Source organism: Ferrovibrio sp. GW821-FHT12E11 (assembly GCF_058806975.1).
Map to the genome: position 1 here is coordinate 13,378 of NZ_JBXAQG010000001.1, position 17,083 is coordinate 30,460.

At 63.8% G+C, this 17,083-nt stretch carries 16 protein-coding genes; 3 read left to right on the forward strand and 13 right to left on the reverse strand.

The window, feature by feature from the left end; all coding sequences use genetic code 11:
• The 12 genes from fabZ to rpsB all read right to left on the reverse strand — a co-directional run bounded on the left by fabZ (position 1) and on the right by rpsB (position 11,616).
• Complete coding sequence (gene fabZ / locus AC1ROT_RS00075; RefSeq protein ID WP_492970735.1) at positions 1–471, reverse strand: 3-hydroxyacyl-ACP dehydratase FabZ; 471 nt, start codon at positions 469–471, stop codon at positions 1–3.
• Positions 464–1,495, reverse strand: a complete 1,032-nt coding sequence (gene lpxD, locus AC1ROT_RS00080; RefSeq protein WP_492970734.1) for a UDP-3-O-(3-hydroxymyristoyl)glucosamine N-acyltransferase — start codon at positions 1,493–1,495, stop codon at positions 464–466. The genes fabZ and lpxD overlap by 8 nt, the downstream gene beginning before the upstream one ends.
• 3 nt (positions 1,496–1,498) lie before the next feature.
• The gene (locus AC1ROT_RS00085) at positions 1,499–2,065 is read right to left on the reverse strand and encodes an OmpH/Skp family outer membrane protein (protein ID WP_492970733.1); all 567 of its coding nucleotides are present in this window, start codon (positions 2,063–2,065) and stop codon (positions 1,499–1,501) included.
• Positions 2,066–2,103: 38 nt separating this feature from the next.
• Positions 2,104–4,383 (reverse strand): outer membrane protein assembly factor BamA, encoded by a 2,280-nt coding sequence (bamA, locus tag AC1ROT_RS00090; RefSeq protein WP_492970732.1) that lies wholly within the window; start codon positions 4,381–4,383, stop codon positions 2,104–2,106.
• 73 nt (positions 4,384–4,456) lie between these two features.
• On the reverse strand, positions 4,457–5,596 hold the full coding sequence (rseP, locus tag AC1ROT_RS00095; RefSeq protein ID WP_492996792.1) for an RIP metalloprotease RseP: 1,140 nt from the start codon (positions 5,594–5,596) through the stop codon (positions 4,457–4,459).
• 20 nt (positions 5,597–5,616) lie between these two features.
• Entirely contained in the window at positions 5,617–6,825 is a 1,209-nt protein-coding gene (locus AC1ROT_RS00100) for a 1-deoxy-D-xylulose-5-phosphate reductoisomerase (protein WP_492970730.1), read from the reverse strand.
• Positions 6,822–7,511: a phosphatidate cytidylyltransferase gene (locus tag AC1ROT_RS00105; RefSeq protein ID WP_492970729.1), complete on the reverse strand. Its 690-nt coding sequence runs from the start codon at positions 7,509–7,511 to the stop codon at positions 6,822–6,824. The genes AC1ROT_RS00100 and AC1ROT_RS00105 overlap by 4 nt, the downstream gene beginning before the upstream one ends.
• 13 nt (positions 7,512–7,524) lie before the next feature.
• Positions 7,525–8,259 carry an isoprenyl transferase gene (locus tag AC1ROT_RS00110; RefSeq protein ID WP_492970728.1) on the reverse strand — a complete coding sequence of 245 codons (735 nt, stop codon included), beginning with the start codon at positions 8,257–8,259 and terminating at the stop codon, positions 7,525–7,527.
• Between the two features lies 1 nt (position 8,260).
• Complete coding sequence (gene frr, locus AC1ROT_RS00115) at positions 8,261–8,782, reverse strand: ribosome recycling factor (RefSeq protein ID WP_492970771.1); 522 nt, start codon at positions 8,780–8,782, stop codon at positions 8,261–8,263.
• Between the two features lie 92 nt (positions 8,783–8,874).
• A complete protein-coding gene (gene pyrH, locus AC1ROT_RS00120) occupies positions 8,875–9,591 on the reverse strand; it encodes a UMP kinase (protein WP_492996793.1) in 717 nt (238 codons plus the stop codon).
• Positions 9,592–9,784: 193 nt separating this feature from the next.
• Entirely contained in the window at positions 9,785–10,708 is a 924-nt protein-coding gene (gene tsf, locus AC1ROT_RS00125; protein WP_492996794.1) for a translation elongation factor Ts, read from the reverse strand.
• Positions 10,709–10,818: 110 nt separating this feature from the next.
• The gene (gene rpsB / locus AC1ROT_RS00130; RefSeq protein ID WP_492970725.1) at positions 10,819–11,616 is read right to left on the reverse strand and encodes a 30S ribosomal protein S2; all 798 of its coding nucleotides are present in this window, start codon (positions 11,614–11,616) and stop codon (positions 10,819–10,821) included.
• 289 nt (positions 11,617–11,905) lie between these two features.
• On the opposite strand from rpsB, the gene AC1ROT_RS00135 reads away from it, so the two are divergent.
• Both AC1ROT_RS00135 and AC1ROT_RS00140 read left to right on the forward strand, forming a co-directional pair.
• A complete protein-coding gene (locus AC1ROT_RS00135) occupies positions 11,906–13,222 on the forward strand; it encodes a pentapeptide repeat-containing protein (protein ID WP_492970724.1) in 1,317 nt (438 codons plus the stop codon).
• 43 nt (positions 13,223–13,265) lie between these two features.
• Positions 13,266–14,588: a pentapeptide repeat-containing protein gene (locus AC1ROT_RS00140; RefSeq protein WP_492970723.1), complete on the forward strand. Its 1,323-nt coding sequence runs from the start codon at positions 13,266–13,268 to the stop codon at positions 14,586–14,588.
• Here AC1ROT_RS00140 and AC1ROT_RS00145 read toward each other — a convergent pair.
• Positions 14,572–15,831 (reverse strand): MFS transporter, encoded by a 1,260-nt coding sequence (locus AC1ROT_RS00145; RefSeq protein WP_492996795.1) that lies wholly within the window; start codon positions 15,829–15,831, stop codon positions 14,572–14,574. The genes AC1ROT_RS00140 and AC1ROT_RS00145 overlap by 17 nt on opposite strands.
• A 192-nt stretch (positions 15,832–16,023) precedes the next feature.
• Here AC1ROT_RS00145 and AC1ROT_RS00150 point away from each other — a divergent pair, with 192 nt between their 5' ends.
• Positions 16,024–17,079, forward strand: a complete 1,056-nt coding sequence (locus AC1ROT_RS00150; protein WP_492996796.1) for an HlyD family secretion protein — start codon at positions 16,024–16,026, stop codon at positions 17,077–17,079.
• Positions 17,080–17,083 lie beyond the last annotated feature (4 nt).

Genomic DNA, 17,083 nt, shown 5'->3' on the forward strand with positions numbered 1-17,083 from the left:
TTATTTCCGGTCGAGAATCATGGCGGAGAAAATCGCCTCGGCGGCCAGCTTGCCATCGACCATGGCCTTGCCCTCGAATTTCCAGACCGGGCCGCGCTGCTTAATGGCGCTGACATGAATGTGCATCTGGTCGCCGGGCGTCACCGGCTTGCGGAAACGCGCTTCGTCGATGGTCATGAAATAAACCAGCTTGCCTTCGGCTTCCTTGCCCAGGCTGTGCACCACAACAACTGCCGCGGTCTGTGCCATCGCCTCGACGATCATCACGCCGGGCATCACCGGCTGGCTCGGGAAGTGACCGGTGAACTGCGGCTCATTGATGGTGACGTTCTTGATACCGATCGCGCTCTTGCCGACCTTCAGGTCGACGACACGATCGATCAGCAGCATCGGATACCGATGCGGGATCATTTCCATGATCCGCAGCACATCGATGGCTGCTACAGTCACTCCGCTTTCGGTCTCACTCATCCCGCTGGCCTTTCTTCTGCGCCAGGCGACGCATGGTCGCCACCTGACGGAAATATTCCTTCACTTTGGTCGCGGGAATGCCGAAATAGCTTTCCCCGGCCGGAATGTCGGTCATCACACCCGACTTTGCCCCGATACGTGCGCCCGTGCCGATCTTCAGATGACCGGCAATGCCGCTCTGCGCGGCCAGCACGACAAAATCGCCCAGTTGGGTGGAGCCCGCGACACCGGCCTGCGCCACAATGATGCAGCCCCGACCAAGCGTCACGTTGTGCCCGATCTGAACCAGATTATCAATCCAACAGCCCGGACCGATCACCGTATCCGGACCTGCGCCGCGGTCGATGGTGCTGTTGGCGCCAACCTCGCAATCGTCACCCAGCAAAACGCGGCCGAGCTGCGGCACCTTCACATGACCAGCCGGGTCCGGCGCAAAACCGAAACCGTCCTGACCGATGCGTACGCCGGGATGCAATGTAACGCGGGCCCCGATCACGCAATGGCTCAGCGTGACATTTGCACCGATCCGGCTGCCCTCGCCGATCTGGACATTGGCGCCGATCACCGTGCCAGCGCCAATCGCCGTGCCAGCGCCGATCACGGCGCCAGCACCGATCACAGCGCAGGGCGCAATCGAAACGCCCGCCCCGAGTATCGCTCCGGGCTCGACAACCGCCATGGGATGGACACCCGCGGCCGGCATTGTGGCCGGGTAGAATATCTGCGCCGTGCGCGCATAGGACAGATACGGCTTGGGCGAGACCAGCAAGGCCACGCCGGGCGGCGCCAGGCCGACATGCTTTTCATGCAGGATGCAGGCACCGGCGCGGGTCGTCGAGAGGGCTTCGGCGTATTTTGGATTATCGAGGAATGTCAGCTGACCGGAGCCGGCCTGATCGAGTGTGGCGACATCGTCGACAGACAAAGCGGCCTGCGCCGGATCCGCCAGCCTGGCGCCGCAACGCGCCGCCAGATCACCCAGCGTGAAAGGGCCGGCCCGCTCGAAAAAGCGCGGATCCGCCATTCATCATTTCCCGGCGGGGAGATTCACTTTGACGGACGGCAGGCGCTGATCCAGACGCTTCAGCACCTCGGGCGTAATATCGATGCTGTCGCCAATGAAAATCTGAACCTGGGCACGATCCAGCACCATGTTGAAACCGCGCTCCGTGGCCAGACCCTTCAGGATTTCGACGACCTGCAAGGTGACCTGCTCGCGTACGCCGTTCAGCATCTTTTCCAGAGACTGCGAACGCTCCTGGATGCGCTTTTGCAGCTCCACCACCTTGCCCTGGAAGGCCTGGCGCTTCTGTTCGAAGGCTTCCGGCGACAGCACCGAGCGCTGCCGGCCGATTTCCTGCTCTTCGGCGCGCAGCTTTTCCTCTTCCTTGGCGATTTCCGACTGGAAGTTGAAACGATACTGCTCAAGCTGCTGGCGGGCAGTCTTCAGGGCTGCGGCATCGCGATTGACGCGCTGGCTGTCGATAACGGCGATAACGGTCGGCGGCACCTTGCCGCCGGCGGCCTGCGCCATGGCTGCGCCCGGCAGCGCGGTTGCGACCAGCGCCAGCAGGGCAAATACGAATTTGGACATCGAAGTCATAACCATCAAACCTTGCTAAACAGAAACCGTTAGAAACGGGAACCGAAGTTGATACGCAGAAGTTCCTTCTCATCGAAGTCTTCTTTGACAATCGGGAAGCCAAGATCCACACGGATCAGGCCGAGTGGGGATTTCCACTGCACGCCGGTACCCACCGAAACGCGGATGCTTTTCTCGTCAACCACTTCCGGGCCGACATCGCTGCTCTTCCAGAGGGTGCCGGCTTCTGAGAACAGCCGCCCCTTGATGCCAAATTCGCTCGGCAGGCCGATCGGGAAGACCAGATCTGCCTCGGCCTTGTAATACCGTTCGCCACCGAGGGCGTCGCCTGTGGTGCGGTCACGCGGTCCGATACCGCCGGTCTCGAAGCCGCGGAATGTGTCGCCGCCGATGAAGAAGCGGTTCGGCAGGCGGACGTCGTCGCTCAGACCGTTGATCATGCCGGCTTCGGCGCCAACGCTGAACACCGTGTCATCGGTGACCGCAAAGTACTTGGTCGCGGTGCCAACATTCTTGAAGTAATACTCGGTACCGCCGATACCGGCCGCCTCCTGGGTCAGGCGCAGCACATAACCGCTGGTCGGCTCGATGCGGTCGTCACGCCGGTCATAGGTCAGTGTGTGACCAACGGCCGAGGTCAGGAAGGTGCCTTCCTGCGCTTTGACGAACCGCGACGCCGTCGACACGATGTTGTCGATCTTGTCCTGCCGGATGCGGTAGTAGACCAGCTGCGACAGGTTTTCGGTGATCGGATATGACAGGCGCGGCGTGGCGGCCGTCGTGGTCTGGTCGATACCGCTGCGCTTTTCCAGATCGGTGCGGCGGCGCAGCAGGTCGAAACCGGCAGCCAGTTCGCGATCGAGGAAATACGGCTCGGTGAAGCCCATATCGATCTGCTGCCGGCGGGTCGACAGGCTGAAACCGATCTTGAGGTCCTGGCCACGACCGAGCAGGTTGCGCTCACGGATCGAGATGTCGCCGAGCACGCTTTCCGTTGTCGAGTAACCGAGGCCGATCGACAATTCGCCGGTCGACTTCTCCGTCACTTCGGCGGTCAGCACCACCTTGTCCGGCGCACTGCCTTTGCTTTCGGCGATTTCGGCTTTGTCGAAGAAGTTCAGGCCACGCAGACGGGTACGGGTGCGACGCAGCTTGGCCGAATTGAAGGCATCGCCTTCGACCAGACGAAACTCGCGACGAATGACCTTGTCCAGCGTACGCACATTGCCGACGATATCGATACGCTCGACGAAGACGCGCGGGCTTTCGCCAATCCGATAGGTGATATCGATGATGCGCTTTTCGCGATCCTTGTTCACATCCGGGCGCACATCGACGAAGGCATAGCCGAAACGGCCAAGCTCGGTGGTCAGCGCCTGCACGGTCTTCTCGACCAGATCGGCATTGTAAACATCGCCCGGCTTGGTCTCGACGAATTCCTTGAGCTGGCCGCCTTCGATGCCCTTCAGCTCGCTGACGACATCCATCTTGCCGAACTTGTACTTCTGGCCTTCTTCCACCGTGAAGGTGATGACGAATTTCTCACGGTTGGGCAGAAGTTCGGCGACCGCATTGTTCACCGCGAAATCAGCATAGCCCTTGCTGAGATAGAACTTGCGCAGCTTCTCGCGGTCGAAGGTGACCCGATCCGGATCGTAGCTGTCATCCGAACTCAGGAACCGCCACCAGGCGGTTTCCTTGGTCTGGATTTCCTCGCGCAGGCGGGAGTCGCTGAAATGGGTATTGCCGATGAAGCGGATGCGGCTGACGCCTGTGAGCGGACCTTCACTGATCTCGAAGACCAGGTCGACGCGGTTCTGCTCCAGTTGGATGACCTTGGGCTCCACCGTGGCGGCAAAGCGACCGGTGCGGCGGTAGATCTGCTGGATGCGCTGGGTGTCGGCCTGCACCTTGGCGCGGGTATAGACCTGACGCGCCTTCAGCTGAAGCTCGCTGCGCAGCTGGTCCGCCTGCACACGGCGGTTGCCTTCGAAGAGAATGCGATTGATGACGGGGTTCTCGACCACACGCACGATCAGGCTGCTGCCCTGCAGGCGCAGATTGACGTCGGCAAACAGTCCGGTGGCAAACAGGGCCTTCAGCGACTTGTCGGCCTCCGACGGCGAATAGACCGAGCCCGGCTGCAGGGTGAGGTAATTCTGGATGGTGGAGATTTCGATACGCTGGTTGCCCTCGATCACCAGATCGCGGATCTGCGGACCACCGGCCTGCGCCATGGCTTGCCCGGTGCCGAGGCCCGTGGCCAGAAGCCAGGCCAGCACCGGCAACATCAGCAGCCGGCGCAGCATGGATAACGCGTCGTTTCGGAACATCCCCGCCACAATCCCCATCGTCTTGAGACCGCCTCTCACTTAGCCGGATTCACGAAAAAAGCCCAGTGAGGAAATTGAAAATTGGCAGGCGGTTCAAATCGTTCCAGGTCGCGAACACGAACAGCGACATGACCAGGGCAAAACCGATGCGGAAACCGTATTCCTGGGCCCGTTCGCCCATCGGGCGGCCACGCAGGGCCTCAATGCCGTAAAACAGCAGGTGGCCGCCATCCAGCATCGGCACCGGGAAAAGGTTAATCAGCCCGATGGCCACCGACAGGGTCGCCATCAGCAATACCAGGCCCAGCCAGCTGGATTTCGCCACATCGCCCGACATCTTGGCGATCCCCAGGGGGCCGCTCAGCTGGTCGCCGGATTCCTTGCCGTTAATGATCCGGCCCAGATAGGTGAAGGTATTGGCCACCACCTGCCAGGTTTCGCGTACGGCCTGAACTGTGGCATCGACCGGATTGAGACGAACCAGTTCCTGCCCGCTGCCATTCTGTACGCCGATCCGGCCCAGCCGCTGGGGGTTACCCGCGGCATCCACTACATCGACACGCTGCGGAATCACGGTCAATTCGATCTCGGTGCCATCACGCTGCACGCGCAATACGATCGGAGTTTCCGCACGCAGGGCCACATAGGTCTGCAGTTCCTGGAACCGGTCGACCTTCGATCCGTCCGCCGTGAGGATCCGGTCACCCGAACGCAGGCCCGCGACTTGCGCCGCGCTGCCCGGCAGCACCTCACCCACCACCGGCAGGGTGAACGGCTGGCCGACCGTCATGAACATGGCCGCAAAAACAAGGATCGCAAAAATGAAGTTGATCGCGGGACCGGCGACCACGATGGCAGCGCGCTGGCCGAGCGTCTTGTGATGGAATGACACCGCGCGCTCGGCGTCGGTCATGGTCGCAACGGCGGCGCTATCGGTGCTGGAGGTCGCATCGGCATCGCCGAAGAACTTCACATAGCCGCCAAGCGGCACGGCGCTGATCTTCCAGCGCGTGCCATGCTTGTCGTTCCAGCCGAACAGCTCCGGGCCGAAGCCGATGGAAAAGACCTCGATCTTGACGCCGCAATAGCGCGCCACCGAATAGTGGCCGAGCTCATGCACGAACACGATGATGGTGAGGACAACGACGAAAGGAATGACGTATCCGGCGAAACTGGCAATGAAGTCCATGGCACCTCAACGGCCGCGCGTCAGCGCCGGCCCCGTCCTCTCGTTTGCACCCGCACGATCCGGTCGTCGTCCGTCGGATCGATCAGATGCGCCGCATAACGCCTTGCCGCGCCATCAGCCTCGCGCACGGCCGCAAGGTCATCCAAGGCCCCGCAGGGAACCCGGGCCAAGGTCTGTTCGACAATCCGCGTGATGTCGAGGAACCCGATCCGGCCATTCAGAAAGGCATCGACGGCCACTTCGTTGGCCGCGTTCAGGATAGTAGGGGCAGCGCCCCCCGTTTGCAAGGCTTGCCGCGCCAGGTTCAGAGCCGGAAAGCGAGCAAAATCAGGCACTTCAAAGGTCAGCTTGGCAATCGCGGCCAAGTCCAGACGGGCGGCCGGCGTGGCCATGCGGGACGGCCAGGCGAGCGCAACGCCAATAGGGGTACGCATATCGGGGGTGCCGAGCTGGGCCAGCACCGAGCCGTCCACGTAGGAAACCAGGCTGTGGATCACCGACTGGGGATGAATCAGCACCTCGATCCGCTGTTCCGGCACCGGGAACAGGAAGCTGGCCTCGATCATTTCCAGCCCCTTGTTCATCAGGGTGGCGGAATCGACCGAAATCTTGGCCCCCATGCTCCAGACCGGATGGGCAATGGCCTGGGCTGGGGTGACTTCGCGCATCTCGCTGAGATTGAGGGTGCGGAACGGGCCGCCCGAGGCGGTCAGGATCACCCGGTCGATGCTGTCGGGGGCATCGAAGTCAAAGACCTGAAAGATCGCATTATGCTCGGAATCGACCGGCAGGATGGTGGCGCCATGCAAGGCCGCCTCGCGCATGACCAGGGCGCCGGCGCAGACTAGGCTTTCCTTGTTGGCCAGGGCCACCAGGGCCCCGCGACGGACCGCCGCCAGGGTCGGTTCCAGACCCGCCGCCCCCACGATCGCCGCCATGACCCATTCGGCCGGCCGCGCCGCGGCCTCGATAATCGCCCCGGCCCCGGCCGCGGTTTCGATGCCGCTGCCGGCCAGACGCTGGCGCAGTTCGGCGAGCAGGCTTTCATCACCGATCACGGCCAGCCGGGCCTTCACCAGCATCGCCTGTTCGGCCAGCAGCGCCACATTGCTCTGAGCCGTCAGCGCCTCGACCGGGAAACGGTCAGGCTCGCGGGTCACCAGATCGATGGTGGAGCGGCCGACCGAGCCGGTGGAGCCCAGGATGGTGACGCGTCGTGCAGCCGTCATCCCCATAGCATCCTTCCCGAAAGCAGATCGCAGGCGGCGACAAAAGGCGCGGCGAACAGCAGGCCGTCCAGACGATCCAGCACGCCGCCATGACCCGGAATGAGCTGACTGGAATCCTTCACGCCGAAATAGCGCTTGAGCGCTGACTCCGTGAAGTCGCCGGCCTGCGATACCACGGCCACCAGTCCGGCCAGGGCCGCCAGCGCCAGCGCCGGCATGGCGGGATCGATGGCAGCGACCATACCGCCGGCAATGGCGGCGCTGACCATGCCGCCCAGCAGTCCGGCCCAGGTCTTGTTCGGCGAGATGCGCGGGATCAGTTTCGGTCCGCCGATGGTGCGACCGGCGAAGTACGCCCCGGTATCGGTGGACCACACGGCGCAGAACAGCCAGAAGGTGATATGGCGTCCCTGTTCCGGCGTGTCGCGCAGCCAGACCAGCGCCGCGCAGGGCACGAGCACATAGACAAGGCCCAGCGCCATCCACAGCGGACCGCGCGTCCAGGCGGCAACCGCACCGCCCTGCCGCGGCAGTCGCCACCATTCCCAAAGCATCAGCACGCCGGCCAGCGCCACCAGCGCCGTGAAGGCCGCGCCGCCGAACCAGACCGCGGCCACGGCAACGGGCAGCATGACCGCGGCCGACAGGATACGGAGCTGCAAACTGCTCAGGGCAACAGCGCTCATCGGGATAAAGGCATCACTCGCTGGCGCCATACCGGCGGTCGCGGCGCTGGTAGGCCTGCACGGCATCGGCCAGATCCTGCGCCGAAAAATCGGGCCACAGCTTGTCGACGAAGATCAGCTCGCTATAGGCCGACTGCCAGAGCAGGAAATTCGACAGCCGCTGCTCACCGCTGGTGCGGATAATCAGGTCCGGGTCGGGCGTGCCTGCCGTCTGCAGATGCCCGGCCAGCATGTCGGCCGTGATGTCCTGCGGCTTCAGATGGCCGGCCGCCACCTGTTCGGCCAGCTGCCGGCAGGCGTCGACGATCTCATCCTGGGCGCCGTAGCTGAGCGCAATCGTCAGTGTGAGCTTGCGGTTGTCGCGCGTGCGCGTTTCAGAATCCGCAATCAGGGAAACGATATCCGGCGCCAGCTTGCTGCGGTCGCCGATCATGCGGATGCACACGCCGTTGCGCGCCAGATCGTCCAGCTCGCGGCGGATGAACAGCCGCAGCAGATCCATCAGGCCCGCCACTTCGCTTTCCGGCCGCTTCCAGTTCTCCGACGAGAAGGCATAGAGCGTCAGGTATTCGATGCCGAGATCGCGGCAGCCGCGCACCACCTCGCGCACGGTGTCGACGCCCTGCCGGTGGCCCAGGTTGCGCGGCAGGCCGCGCGCCTTCGCCCAGCGCCCGTTGCCATCCATGATGATGGCAATGTGGCGCGGTGCGGGTGGCGCGAGGGCCTGTGATGCAACCGGCTGCGACATGCTAGACCTGCAGGATCTCCTTGGTCTTCTGCGCCAGGAAATCGTCGATCTTCTTGGTGGCGTCGTCGGTCAGCTTCTGGATCTCGTCCTGGTACATTTTGACGTCGTCCTCGCCGAGATCGCCGTCCTTCTCCGACTTCTTCAGGTGATCCATGCCATCGCGACGCACGCCGCGAACCGCCACCTTGGCCTGTTCGGCATACTGACCGGCCACCTTGGTCAGCTCCTTGCGGCGCTGCTCGTTCAGCTCCGGGATCGGAATCCGGATCAGGGTGCCGTCGGCCTGCGGGTTCAGGCCCAGGCCGCTGGCGGCAATCGCCTTCTCAACCGCCTTCACGTTGCTCTTGTCCCAGACCTGCACGCTGATCATGCGCGGCTCGGGCACGCTGACCGTGCCCACCTGGTTGATCGGCATCACACTGCCGTAAACGTCGACGCGGACGGGATCGAGCATGCTGATGCTGGCGCGTCCGGTGCGCAGGCTGGCGAATTCATGTTTCAGCACATCGACCGCCTTGGTCATGCGCCGTTCAATGTCGTCGATATCCGGTTCGGCCACCTGCCTGCTCCCGTCTTTTTTCTAAGCAATACCAAATATTTAAGAGAATGCGCCGGTTACTCGCCTTCAATCACGGTACAGCGTCCGGTGCCGGCCAGCACTTTGGCGAAGCCGCCCGCCTCGTGCAAGGAGAACACCAGGATCGGAATCCGGTTTTCCCGGGCCAGACTGATGGCCGAGGCATCCATCACCTTCAGGTCTTTCTGCAGCACGTCCATATAGGTCAGGGTATCGTAGCGGGTCGCCGTTTTGTCTTTCTTCGGATCGGCGCTGTAGACGCCATCCACCTGGGTACCCTTGAGCAGGGCATCGCAGCCCATTTCGGCTGCGCGCAGGGCAGCGGCGGTATCGGTGGTGAAGAACGGGTTGCCGGTACCGGCGGCGAAGATCACCACGCGACCCTTTTCCAGATGGCGGATGGCGCGACGGCGGATATAGGGCTCGCAGACCGTGTCCATGCGGATGGCCGACATTACCCGGCTCGGTACGCCATGGGATTCCAGTGCATGCTGCACGGCCAGACCGTTAATCACCGTGGCCAGCATGCCCATATAGTCGGCCGAGGCCCGCTGCATGCCCTGGGTCGCCCCGGAGACCCCGCGGAAGATGTTGCCGCCGCCGATCACCAGGCAGACTTCGCCGCCCATGGCATGCACCGCCTTGATCTCGGCGGTGATGCGGTCGACCGTATCGAAATCGATGCCATAAGGTGTCGGGCCCATCAGGGCCTCGCCCGAGCATTTCAGCAGGACACGGCGGTATTTGAAGCTCATGAGGTCCTCGGAAGGCGATTCCCGGCGCGGCGGCCAAGGGATGACGGCAAAGCGCGGCGATTCTGTGGCGGCTTTATACCATGGCCGCAAAAAGCATGGCAGCGCTCCATCCGGCCGCCCCGCCCCGGTCAGGTCCCGGACATGGAAAGGGGGGCTTTCGCCCCCCTGAACCGGAATTAGCGATAACGGGCGATCAGCCCGCCATCTTGGCCACTTCGGCGGCGAAATCGTCCGCCTTCTTCTCGATGCCCTCGCCCAGCTGGAAGCGGACGAAACCGGCGATCTCGATCGGCGCGCCGGCATCCTTGGCGGCCTTCTCGACGGCCTTGCCCACCGGGGTCTCGCCGTCGATCACGAAGGTCTGCTCGAGCAGAACGACTTCCTGATAGAACTTGCGGATACGGCCTTCGACCATCTTGGCGATGATGTCGGCCGGCTTGCCCGAACCGGCGGCCTGGTCGGTCAGCACCTGACGCTCGCGCTCGACCAGGGCCTGATCCAGATCCTTGGTGCTCAGTGACTGCGGATTGGCGGCCGCGATATGCATCGCCACCTGCTTACCGATCTGCTCGACGACGTCACGCTTGCCGGTCGACTTGAGCGCAACCAGCACGCCCAGCTTGCCCAGGCCATCGGCCAGCGCGCTGTGCACGTAGGACACCACGACGCCGCCATCGACGGTCAGCTTCTTGGCGCGACGCAGCGTCATGTTCTCGCCAATGGTGGCGATGGCATGGGTCACTTCGTCCTTCACGTTGCGGCTGCTGCCCGGGAAGGCGGCGGCTTCGATCTTGGCAACATCGTCGCCGGCGCTCAGCGCCACGGTGGCAACGCCGGCGGCCAGAGCCTGGAACTGCGGATTGCGGCCGACGAAATCGGTCTCCGAGTTCACTTCGACGATGGCGCCGCTGTTGTCCTTCACGGCAACCGCGACCAGGCCTTCGGCAGCCACACGGCCGGCCTTCTTGGAGGCAGCCGACAGGCCCTTCTTGCGCAGCCAGTCGATGGCGGCATCCAGATCGCCGCCGGTCTCGTTCAGCGCCTTCTTGCAGTCCATCATGCCCGCGCCGGTCTTCTCGCGCAGGTCCTTCACCAGGGCCGCAGTAATCTCAGCCATGAATCTTCTCCAATGTCATTGAACCGTATTGAACGGTCGGGTCACAGAAACGGCTGCGGCGCCCCGTCGAAAAACGACAGAGGCGCCGCGACCGAACAGAAACAGGCGTCTTAGGCCTGGGCCGCGGCTTCGCCACCTTCGATGGCCGCCGGCGGGATGACTTCAACCGGCATTTCCTCGGCCGCGCCCATGTCGGCGCCGCTGGCGGAAAGCTGCTCTTCGACGCCGCTCAGGATGGCGAGCGAGAACAGATCGCAATACAGGTTGATGGCGCGCAGCGCGTCATCGTTGCCCGGCACCGGGAACGTGATCCCCTGCGGATCCGAGTTGGAGTCGAGGATCGCGACCACCGGAATGCCCAGGGTACGGGCTTCGGCGATGGCGATGTCTTCCTTGACCGTGTCGATCACGATCATGATGCTCGGCAGGCCGCCCATATCCTTGATGCCGCCCAGCGCGCGATCAAGCTTCTCGCGCTCGCGGGTCAGGTTCAGCACTTCCTTCTTGGTCAGGCCGGCGATGCCCTGCTCGCCCGAACCCAGCAGCTCTTCCAGCTCCTTCAGGCGCTTGATCGACTGGGAGATGGTCTTCCAGTTGGTCAGCATGCCGCCGAGCCAGCGATGGTTCACGTAGTACTGACCGCACTTGGCAGCCGCTTCCGCGATCGCTTCCGAGGCCTGGCGCTTGGTGCCGACGAACAGCACGCGGCCGCCGCCGGCAACCGTGTCACGCACGGCCTGCAGGGCGCGATGCAGCAGCGGAACGCTCTGCTGCAGATCGATGATGTGAATGTTGTTGCGATCTCCGAAGAGATACGACTTCATCTTCGGGTTCCAGCGATGGGTCTGGTGGCCGAAGTGCACGCCCGCTTCAATGAGCTGACGCATGGTAAAGCTCGGTAAGGTCATCCTATATATCCTTCTCCGGTTGGGCCGCCGCAGGCACGTCCTTCGCTCCTCGTGTGGAACTCGGACACCGGAACACTGGATCGGGATGTCTCCCCGATAACAGCGCAAGCCTGCGTGTGGGTTTGAGTGGGCGCCTTGTAGCCGGTTCAGACCGGGAACGCAAGCCGCATCCGGGGGGCCTTTGCAGGGTTATCCCCAGGCTGGCCCGGTCAGACGTTTACCATAGATTTTTCCGTGTCCTGACAAACAGATACTGGCGTATCCATATGCTGCCATGGTCATATGCAGCATGTCCGATGCGGCGCTGATCCAGCAGAAAGATCTCGACCCTTTGCTGGCAAGCCAGGAGCGGTTTGCCAAGGGCATGCGTGGCGGCATCCGGCTCAACCTGCAGTTTCGCGATGCCTGCGGCCTCAATTTCGCCAACCGGGACCTGCGCGAAATTGCCATGGTCGGGGGCCGTTTCAAGGCGGCCGTGTTCAAGTTCGCCAACCTGGCCGGGGCCAATTTCTACGGCGCCGATCTTGAAAGCGCCGACCTCACCTCGGCCGACCTCACCCGCTCCGACCTGCGCGGTGCCATCCTGCGTGGCGCCATCCTGGAATTTGCCGATCTCTCGGGGGCCGACCTGCGCGACGGGCGCCTGCTCAGGCCGGACGAGGACGGCAATCTTGTACCCATCGCGGTCGGCGGCGCCGTCACCGAACGCGCGCAGATGACCCACTCCAAGCTGGTCGGCGCCAAGCTGGGACGGATCATGAGCCAGCAGGCCGATCTGAGCCACGCCAACCTTGCCAATGCCAAACTGGTCGATGCCGACCTGTCCAACTCCGACCTGCGCGGCGCGATCTTCGTCGGCGCCGACCTGACCAACACCAATATGAGCGGCTGCTCGCTGTCAGGCGCGGTTCTGGCCGGCGCCATGCTGAACGGTACCAAATTCGAGGGCGCCGATCTGGCCGGCGCTTTCTTCCGTCACACCGAAATGAAGGATGCCCGGCTGACCGGCGCCATGCTGCCCAAGGCCGTGGCTGACCTGGACAAGCCCCTGCAGATCATCCTGCGCGAGCATCTGGCCTGGGCAGATTCTCTGGGTGCCAAGGGCCGGCGGGCCGACTTCAGCCGCATCGACATGTCCGGGGTGAAACTGGCCCGGATCGACCTGTCTGCCGCCCTGTTCGTCCAGGCCACCCTGGTGGAATCCGACTTCTCCGGCGCGACCCTCACCATGTGCGATTTCGGCGACGCCATGCTGCTCAACGCGCAGTTCATCGATGCCGACCTGCGCGGCGTGAAATTCGCCGGCGCCAACCTGATCGGCACCAACTTTCGTGGCGCCAAGCTGTCGCCGATGTCGATCACCTCGCTGCATGGGAAACGCTGGCACGCCAACCTTGAGAATGCCAATCTCAGTCAAGCGAACCTGAGCGCCTGTGACCTTGAGGGGGCCAACCTGACCCGCGCCATTCTGATGCATGCCGACATCCGCAACGCCAACCTCAAGGGGGCCAACTTCCGGGGGGCCGACCTGACCGGCGCCGACCTGCGCGATGCCGATGTGGGCGGCGCCGACTTCTCGGGCGCAACCGGCGTGAATTTGTCTTAGCGCTATGCTAGGCTGATGGGCACAGAACAAAAGAAACGACTGCATGAATAACCCCGTAAAGGTCATTGCCCAGTACGAAGTCGACGAGCTCTTCGAAAACCACGCCAACTATGTGCGTGGCGTTCGTGGCGGCAAACGCATGGTCATGCATTTCCGCGATGCCTCGCGGGTCGATTTCAGCGGCAAGGAACTGACCTCAGCCGATTTCGTCGGCAGCAAGATGAACTATGCCGATTTCAGCCACGCCATCCTGGTCGGTTCATCCTTCTTCGCCGCCGACCTGCAAGGCGCGGATTTCCGCCGCGCCGACCTGACCAAGGCCGATCTGCGCGGCGTCAACCTGCGCAACGCCAATCTGGAAGGCACCAATCTCACCAATGCCGATATCCGCGACGGCGTCCTGCTGCGGCCCGATGACGACGGCAACCTGATCGCGGTGCTGAAACGCGCCACCTCGATCGACAATGCCAAGATGGCCGGCGCCAACCTTACCTCGGCCAAGCTGGGCAAGGTGGTCGGTCGCAACACCGATCTCAGCAACTGCAACTTCTCCAACGCCAAACTGAATGGCGCGGACCTCTCGGGCTCGAACCTGTCGGGCTGCCTGTTCACCGGCGCCGACCTCACCGGCTCGAACCTGTCGCATTGCGTGCTGCACGGCTCGGTGCTGGCCGGCGCGGTGCTGAACGAAACCAATTTCGATGGCGCTGACCTGACGGCGGCCTATTTCCGCCCGGTCGATCTGCGCGACGCCGATGTCACCAAGGCGATCATGCCGCGCAGTCTGGAGAGTCTGGACCGCTCGCTGCAGTTCATCGTGAAAGAGCATCTCACCTGGATCGAGACGCTGGGCAAGCAGGGCATGCGGGTGGATTTCAGCCGCTATGATCTCTCCGATCTGAAGCTGAACAACATCAACTTCTCGGCCGGGGATTTCTCCTATGCCATCCTGCGCAACACCGATTTCTCCGGCTCGCGCTTCGTGCTGTCGGACCTGCGCGGCGCGATGATGCTGAATGCCAACTTCGCCACCTGCAACCTGCAGGGCGCCAAGTTCGATCGCGCCATCATGACCAATGCGGATTTCCGCGGCGCCAAGCTTTCCACCGTCAGCATCGCCGGCGCCATGAACCGCCGCCAGTCGGCCTCCCTGCAGGAGTGCAACCTGACCCAGGTAAAGTTCCAGGGCGCCGATCTGGAAGGCGCGGTGTTCAACCGCTCGATCCTGACGCTGGCCGATCTGCGCAGCGCCAACCTGCGCGGCTGCTCCTTCCTCGATGCCGATCTCACCAACGCCGATCTGCGTGGTGCCGATCTGGAAGGCGCCGACCTGCGCGGCGTGATCGGCTTCAAGCTGCCGGAATAGCAGCACCCTCGTCGTCCAGCGCCGGCGGCAAAGTCCGCAGCGCTGGCATCTGCGACAGCAGGATCACCAGCAGCTGCACGCCATAGCCGGCCACCGCCAGCCAGATCGCGCTGCTCAGACCCCAATGCTGGCCGGCGAAGCCACCGACCAAGGCGCCAAGCGGCCGCATTCCCAGTGTCGCCACCTGCTGGATGGCGCTGACGCGCCCGATCAGGCGCAGCGGCACGATAGCCTGACGCAGGCTGGTCTGGCCGATGGTCCACAGCATCGGGCCGAAGCCGAAGGTGAAGAAGCCGAGCACCAGCAATGCGAAGGCGGCACCCTTCTCGCCGGTTAAGGTTGCCGCGCCGATGAAGAGCGCGGCAAAGACCGACAGCGCCGGGCCAAGCAGGATCATGACGCCCAGCCGCAGTCGCGCATGCAACGCCGGTGCTGCCAGCGCCGCCAACAGCATGCCGGCGCCCTGCGCGCCCAGCGCCATGCCGATCTCTGCCGGACCGAGCCCGACAGTATTCATGGCAAACAGCACGAACACTGCCATCAGCACGAACCAGCTGAAATTCCACGCCATGGCGCAGGCGGCAATCGCCCGCAGCAGCGGATGGCGCCAGACAACGACCAGACCTTCCGTCAGCGCCTGCCGCATCGGCAGGCGTGTTGATGCAACCGGCAGATCCCGATGCATCGATGGCGCGATCAGTATCCAGGCCGTCAGGGCCGAGGTGATGGCCGAAACCGCCAGCGCCGCCACCGGCGACGTCCAGGCCGCAATCGCACCGGCCAGGCCGGGCCCGAGGAACACAGCGGCGGCGCGGGTGAATTCGATTTTCGCATTGGCGGCCGGCAGGCCGTCGCGCGCCACGATGGCCGGCAGATAGGCCTGCGCCGCCACGTTGAACACCACCGTCGCTGCCGACAGCGCAAAGCCCAGTAGCGCCAGCGCCACCATGTCGAGCCAGCCGGCCAGCGCGGCCAGCGGCAGCAGGGCCAGCAGCAGCGCCCGTCCCGCCTCGGCTCCGGCCATCAGGCGGTTGCGCGACACCCGGTCGGCCCAGAATCCGGCAAACAGCGACAGCAGCAGATACGGCAGGGTCTGGGCGGCGCTCAGCATCCCCATGGTTTCCGCCGTGGCGCCCAGGGTCATCGCCGCCATCAGCGGGATGGCGGCCAGACCGAGCTGCTCGGCGCCATTGGCCGCCAGATTGGCAAAGCATAAGCGCGGCAAAGGGTTAATCGACGACATGTGGTCCTCCAGGCTGTATCCGCTGACATAGCCGGCCCGGCGCCGGGGGCACTATCCGGAGCTTGCGCTGTCATGGTTCGCCCCCGCCTGTGACCCCGGTCACTGCCCGTGACCGGCTAATTCCTAGACAGGCCCGTACAGTAATCATACAAGTCACCTCGTGGACTTCCTTTCGCTTGCAGGATTTGCGCGATGACCAAGAAGAAACTGATCCTCTCCCTCGCCGGCCTGGCCGTGTTCGCCGGCGGCGCCTATGGCGCCTGGCACTGGTACAGCTACAGCCGCTTCATCGAGACCACCGACAACGCCTATATCGGCGCTGATATCACCGTGGTCGCGCCGAAGGTGACCGGCTACATCACCAACATGGCGGTGGCCGACAACCAGCAGGTCAAGGCCGGTACCGTGCTGTTCGAGATCGATGCCAGCGACTACCGCGCCAAGATGGTGCAACTGGAAGCCGCCGTGCAGGCACGCCGCGCCGCGCTCGACGTGGTCGAGAAGCAGATCGGCAGCCAGCAGGCCGCCATCGCCGAAGCCGATGCGTCCCTGCGCAGCACGCGCGCCGACTCCGTGCGCAGCGAGGAAGACCTCAAGCGCTATCGCGCGCTCGCCGCCGGCAACTACGTCTCCAACCAGAAGCTGGAACTGGCCCAGGCCGACCAGCGCAAGACCAGGGCGGCGGTCGACCGCGCCGAAGCCGGCAAATCGCTGGAGCAGAACCAGATCGCCGTGCTGCGTGCCAATTACGAACAGGCCAAGGCACAGATCGTCCAGGCCGAGGCCGACCTCGCCGCCGCGCGGCTCGATCTCGACAACACCGTGATCCGTGCGCCGGTCGATGGCGTGATCGGCAATCGCACCGGCCAGACCGGCCAGTATGTGAAACCTGGCACCCAGATCATGGTGATCGTGCCGACCGAGGCGGTCTATGTCGTCGCCAACTTCAAGGAAACGCAGCTCAAGGGCATGAAGCCCGGCCAGGTCGCCGCCTTCCATGTCGACGCCTTCCCCGATGTGGTGCTGAAGGGCCGCATCGACAGCTTCGCCCCGGCCTCGGGCGCCAAGTTCAGCCTGCTGCCGCCCGACAACGCCACCGGCAACTTCACCAAGATCGTGCAGCGCGTGCCGGTGAAGCTGCTGCTCGACAAGGTTTCGGCCCAGCCGCTGCTGGTGCCCGGCATGTCGGTGGTCGTCGATGTCGACCTGCGCGCCGTCAACGACGCCCGCACCGTCGCCAGCAACTGAGCCG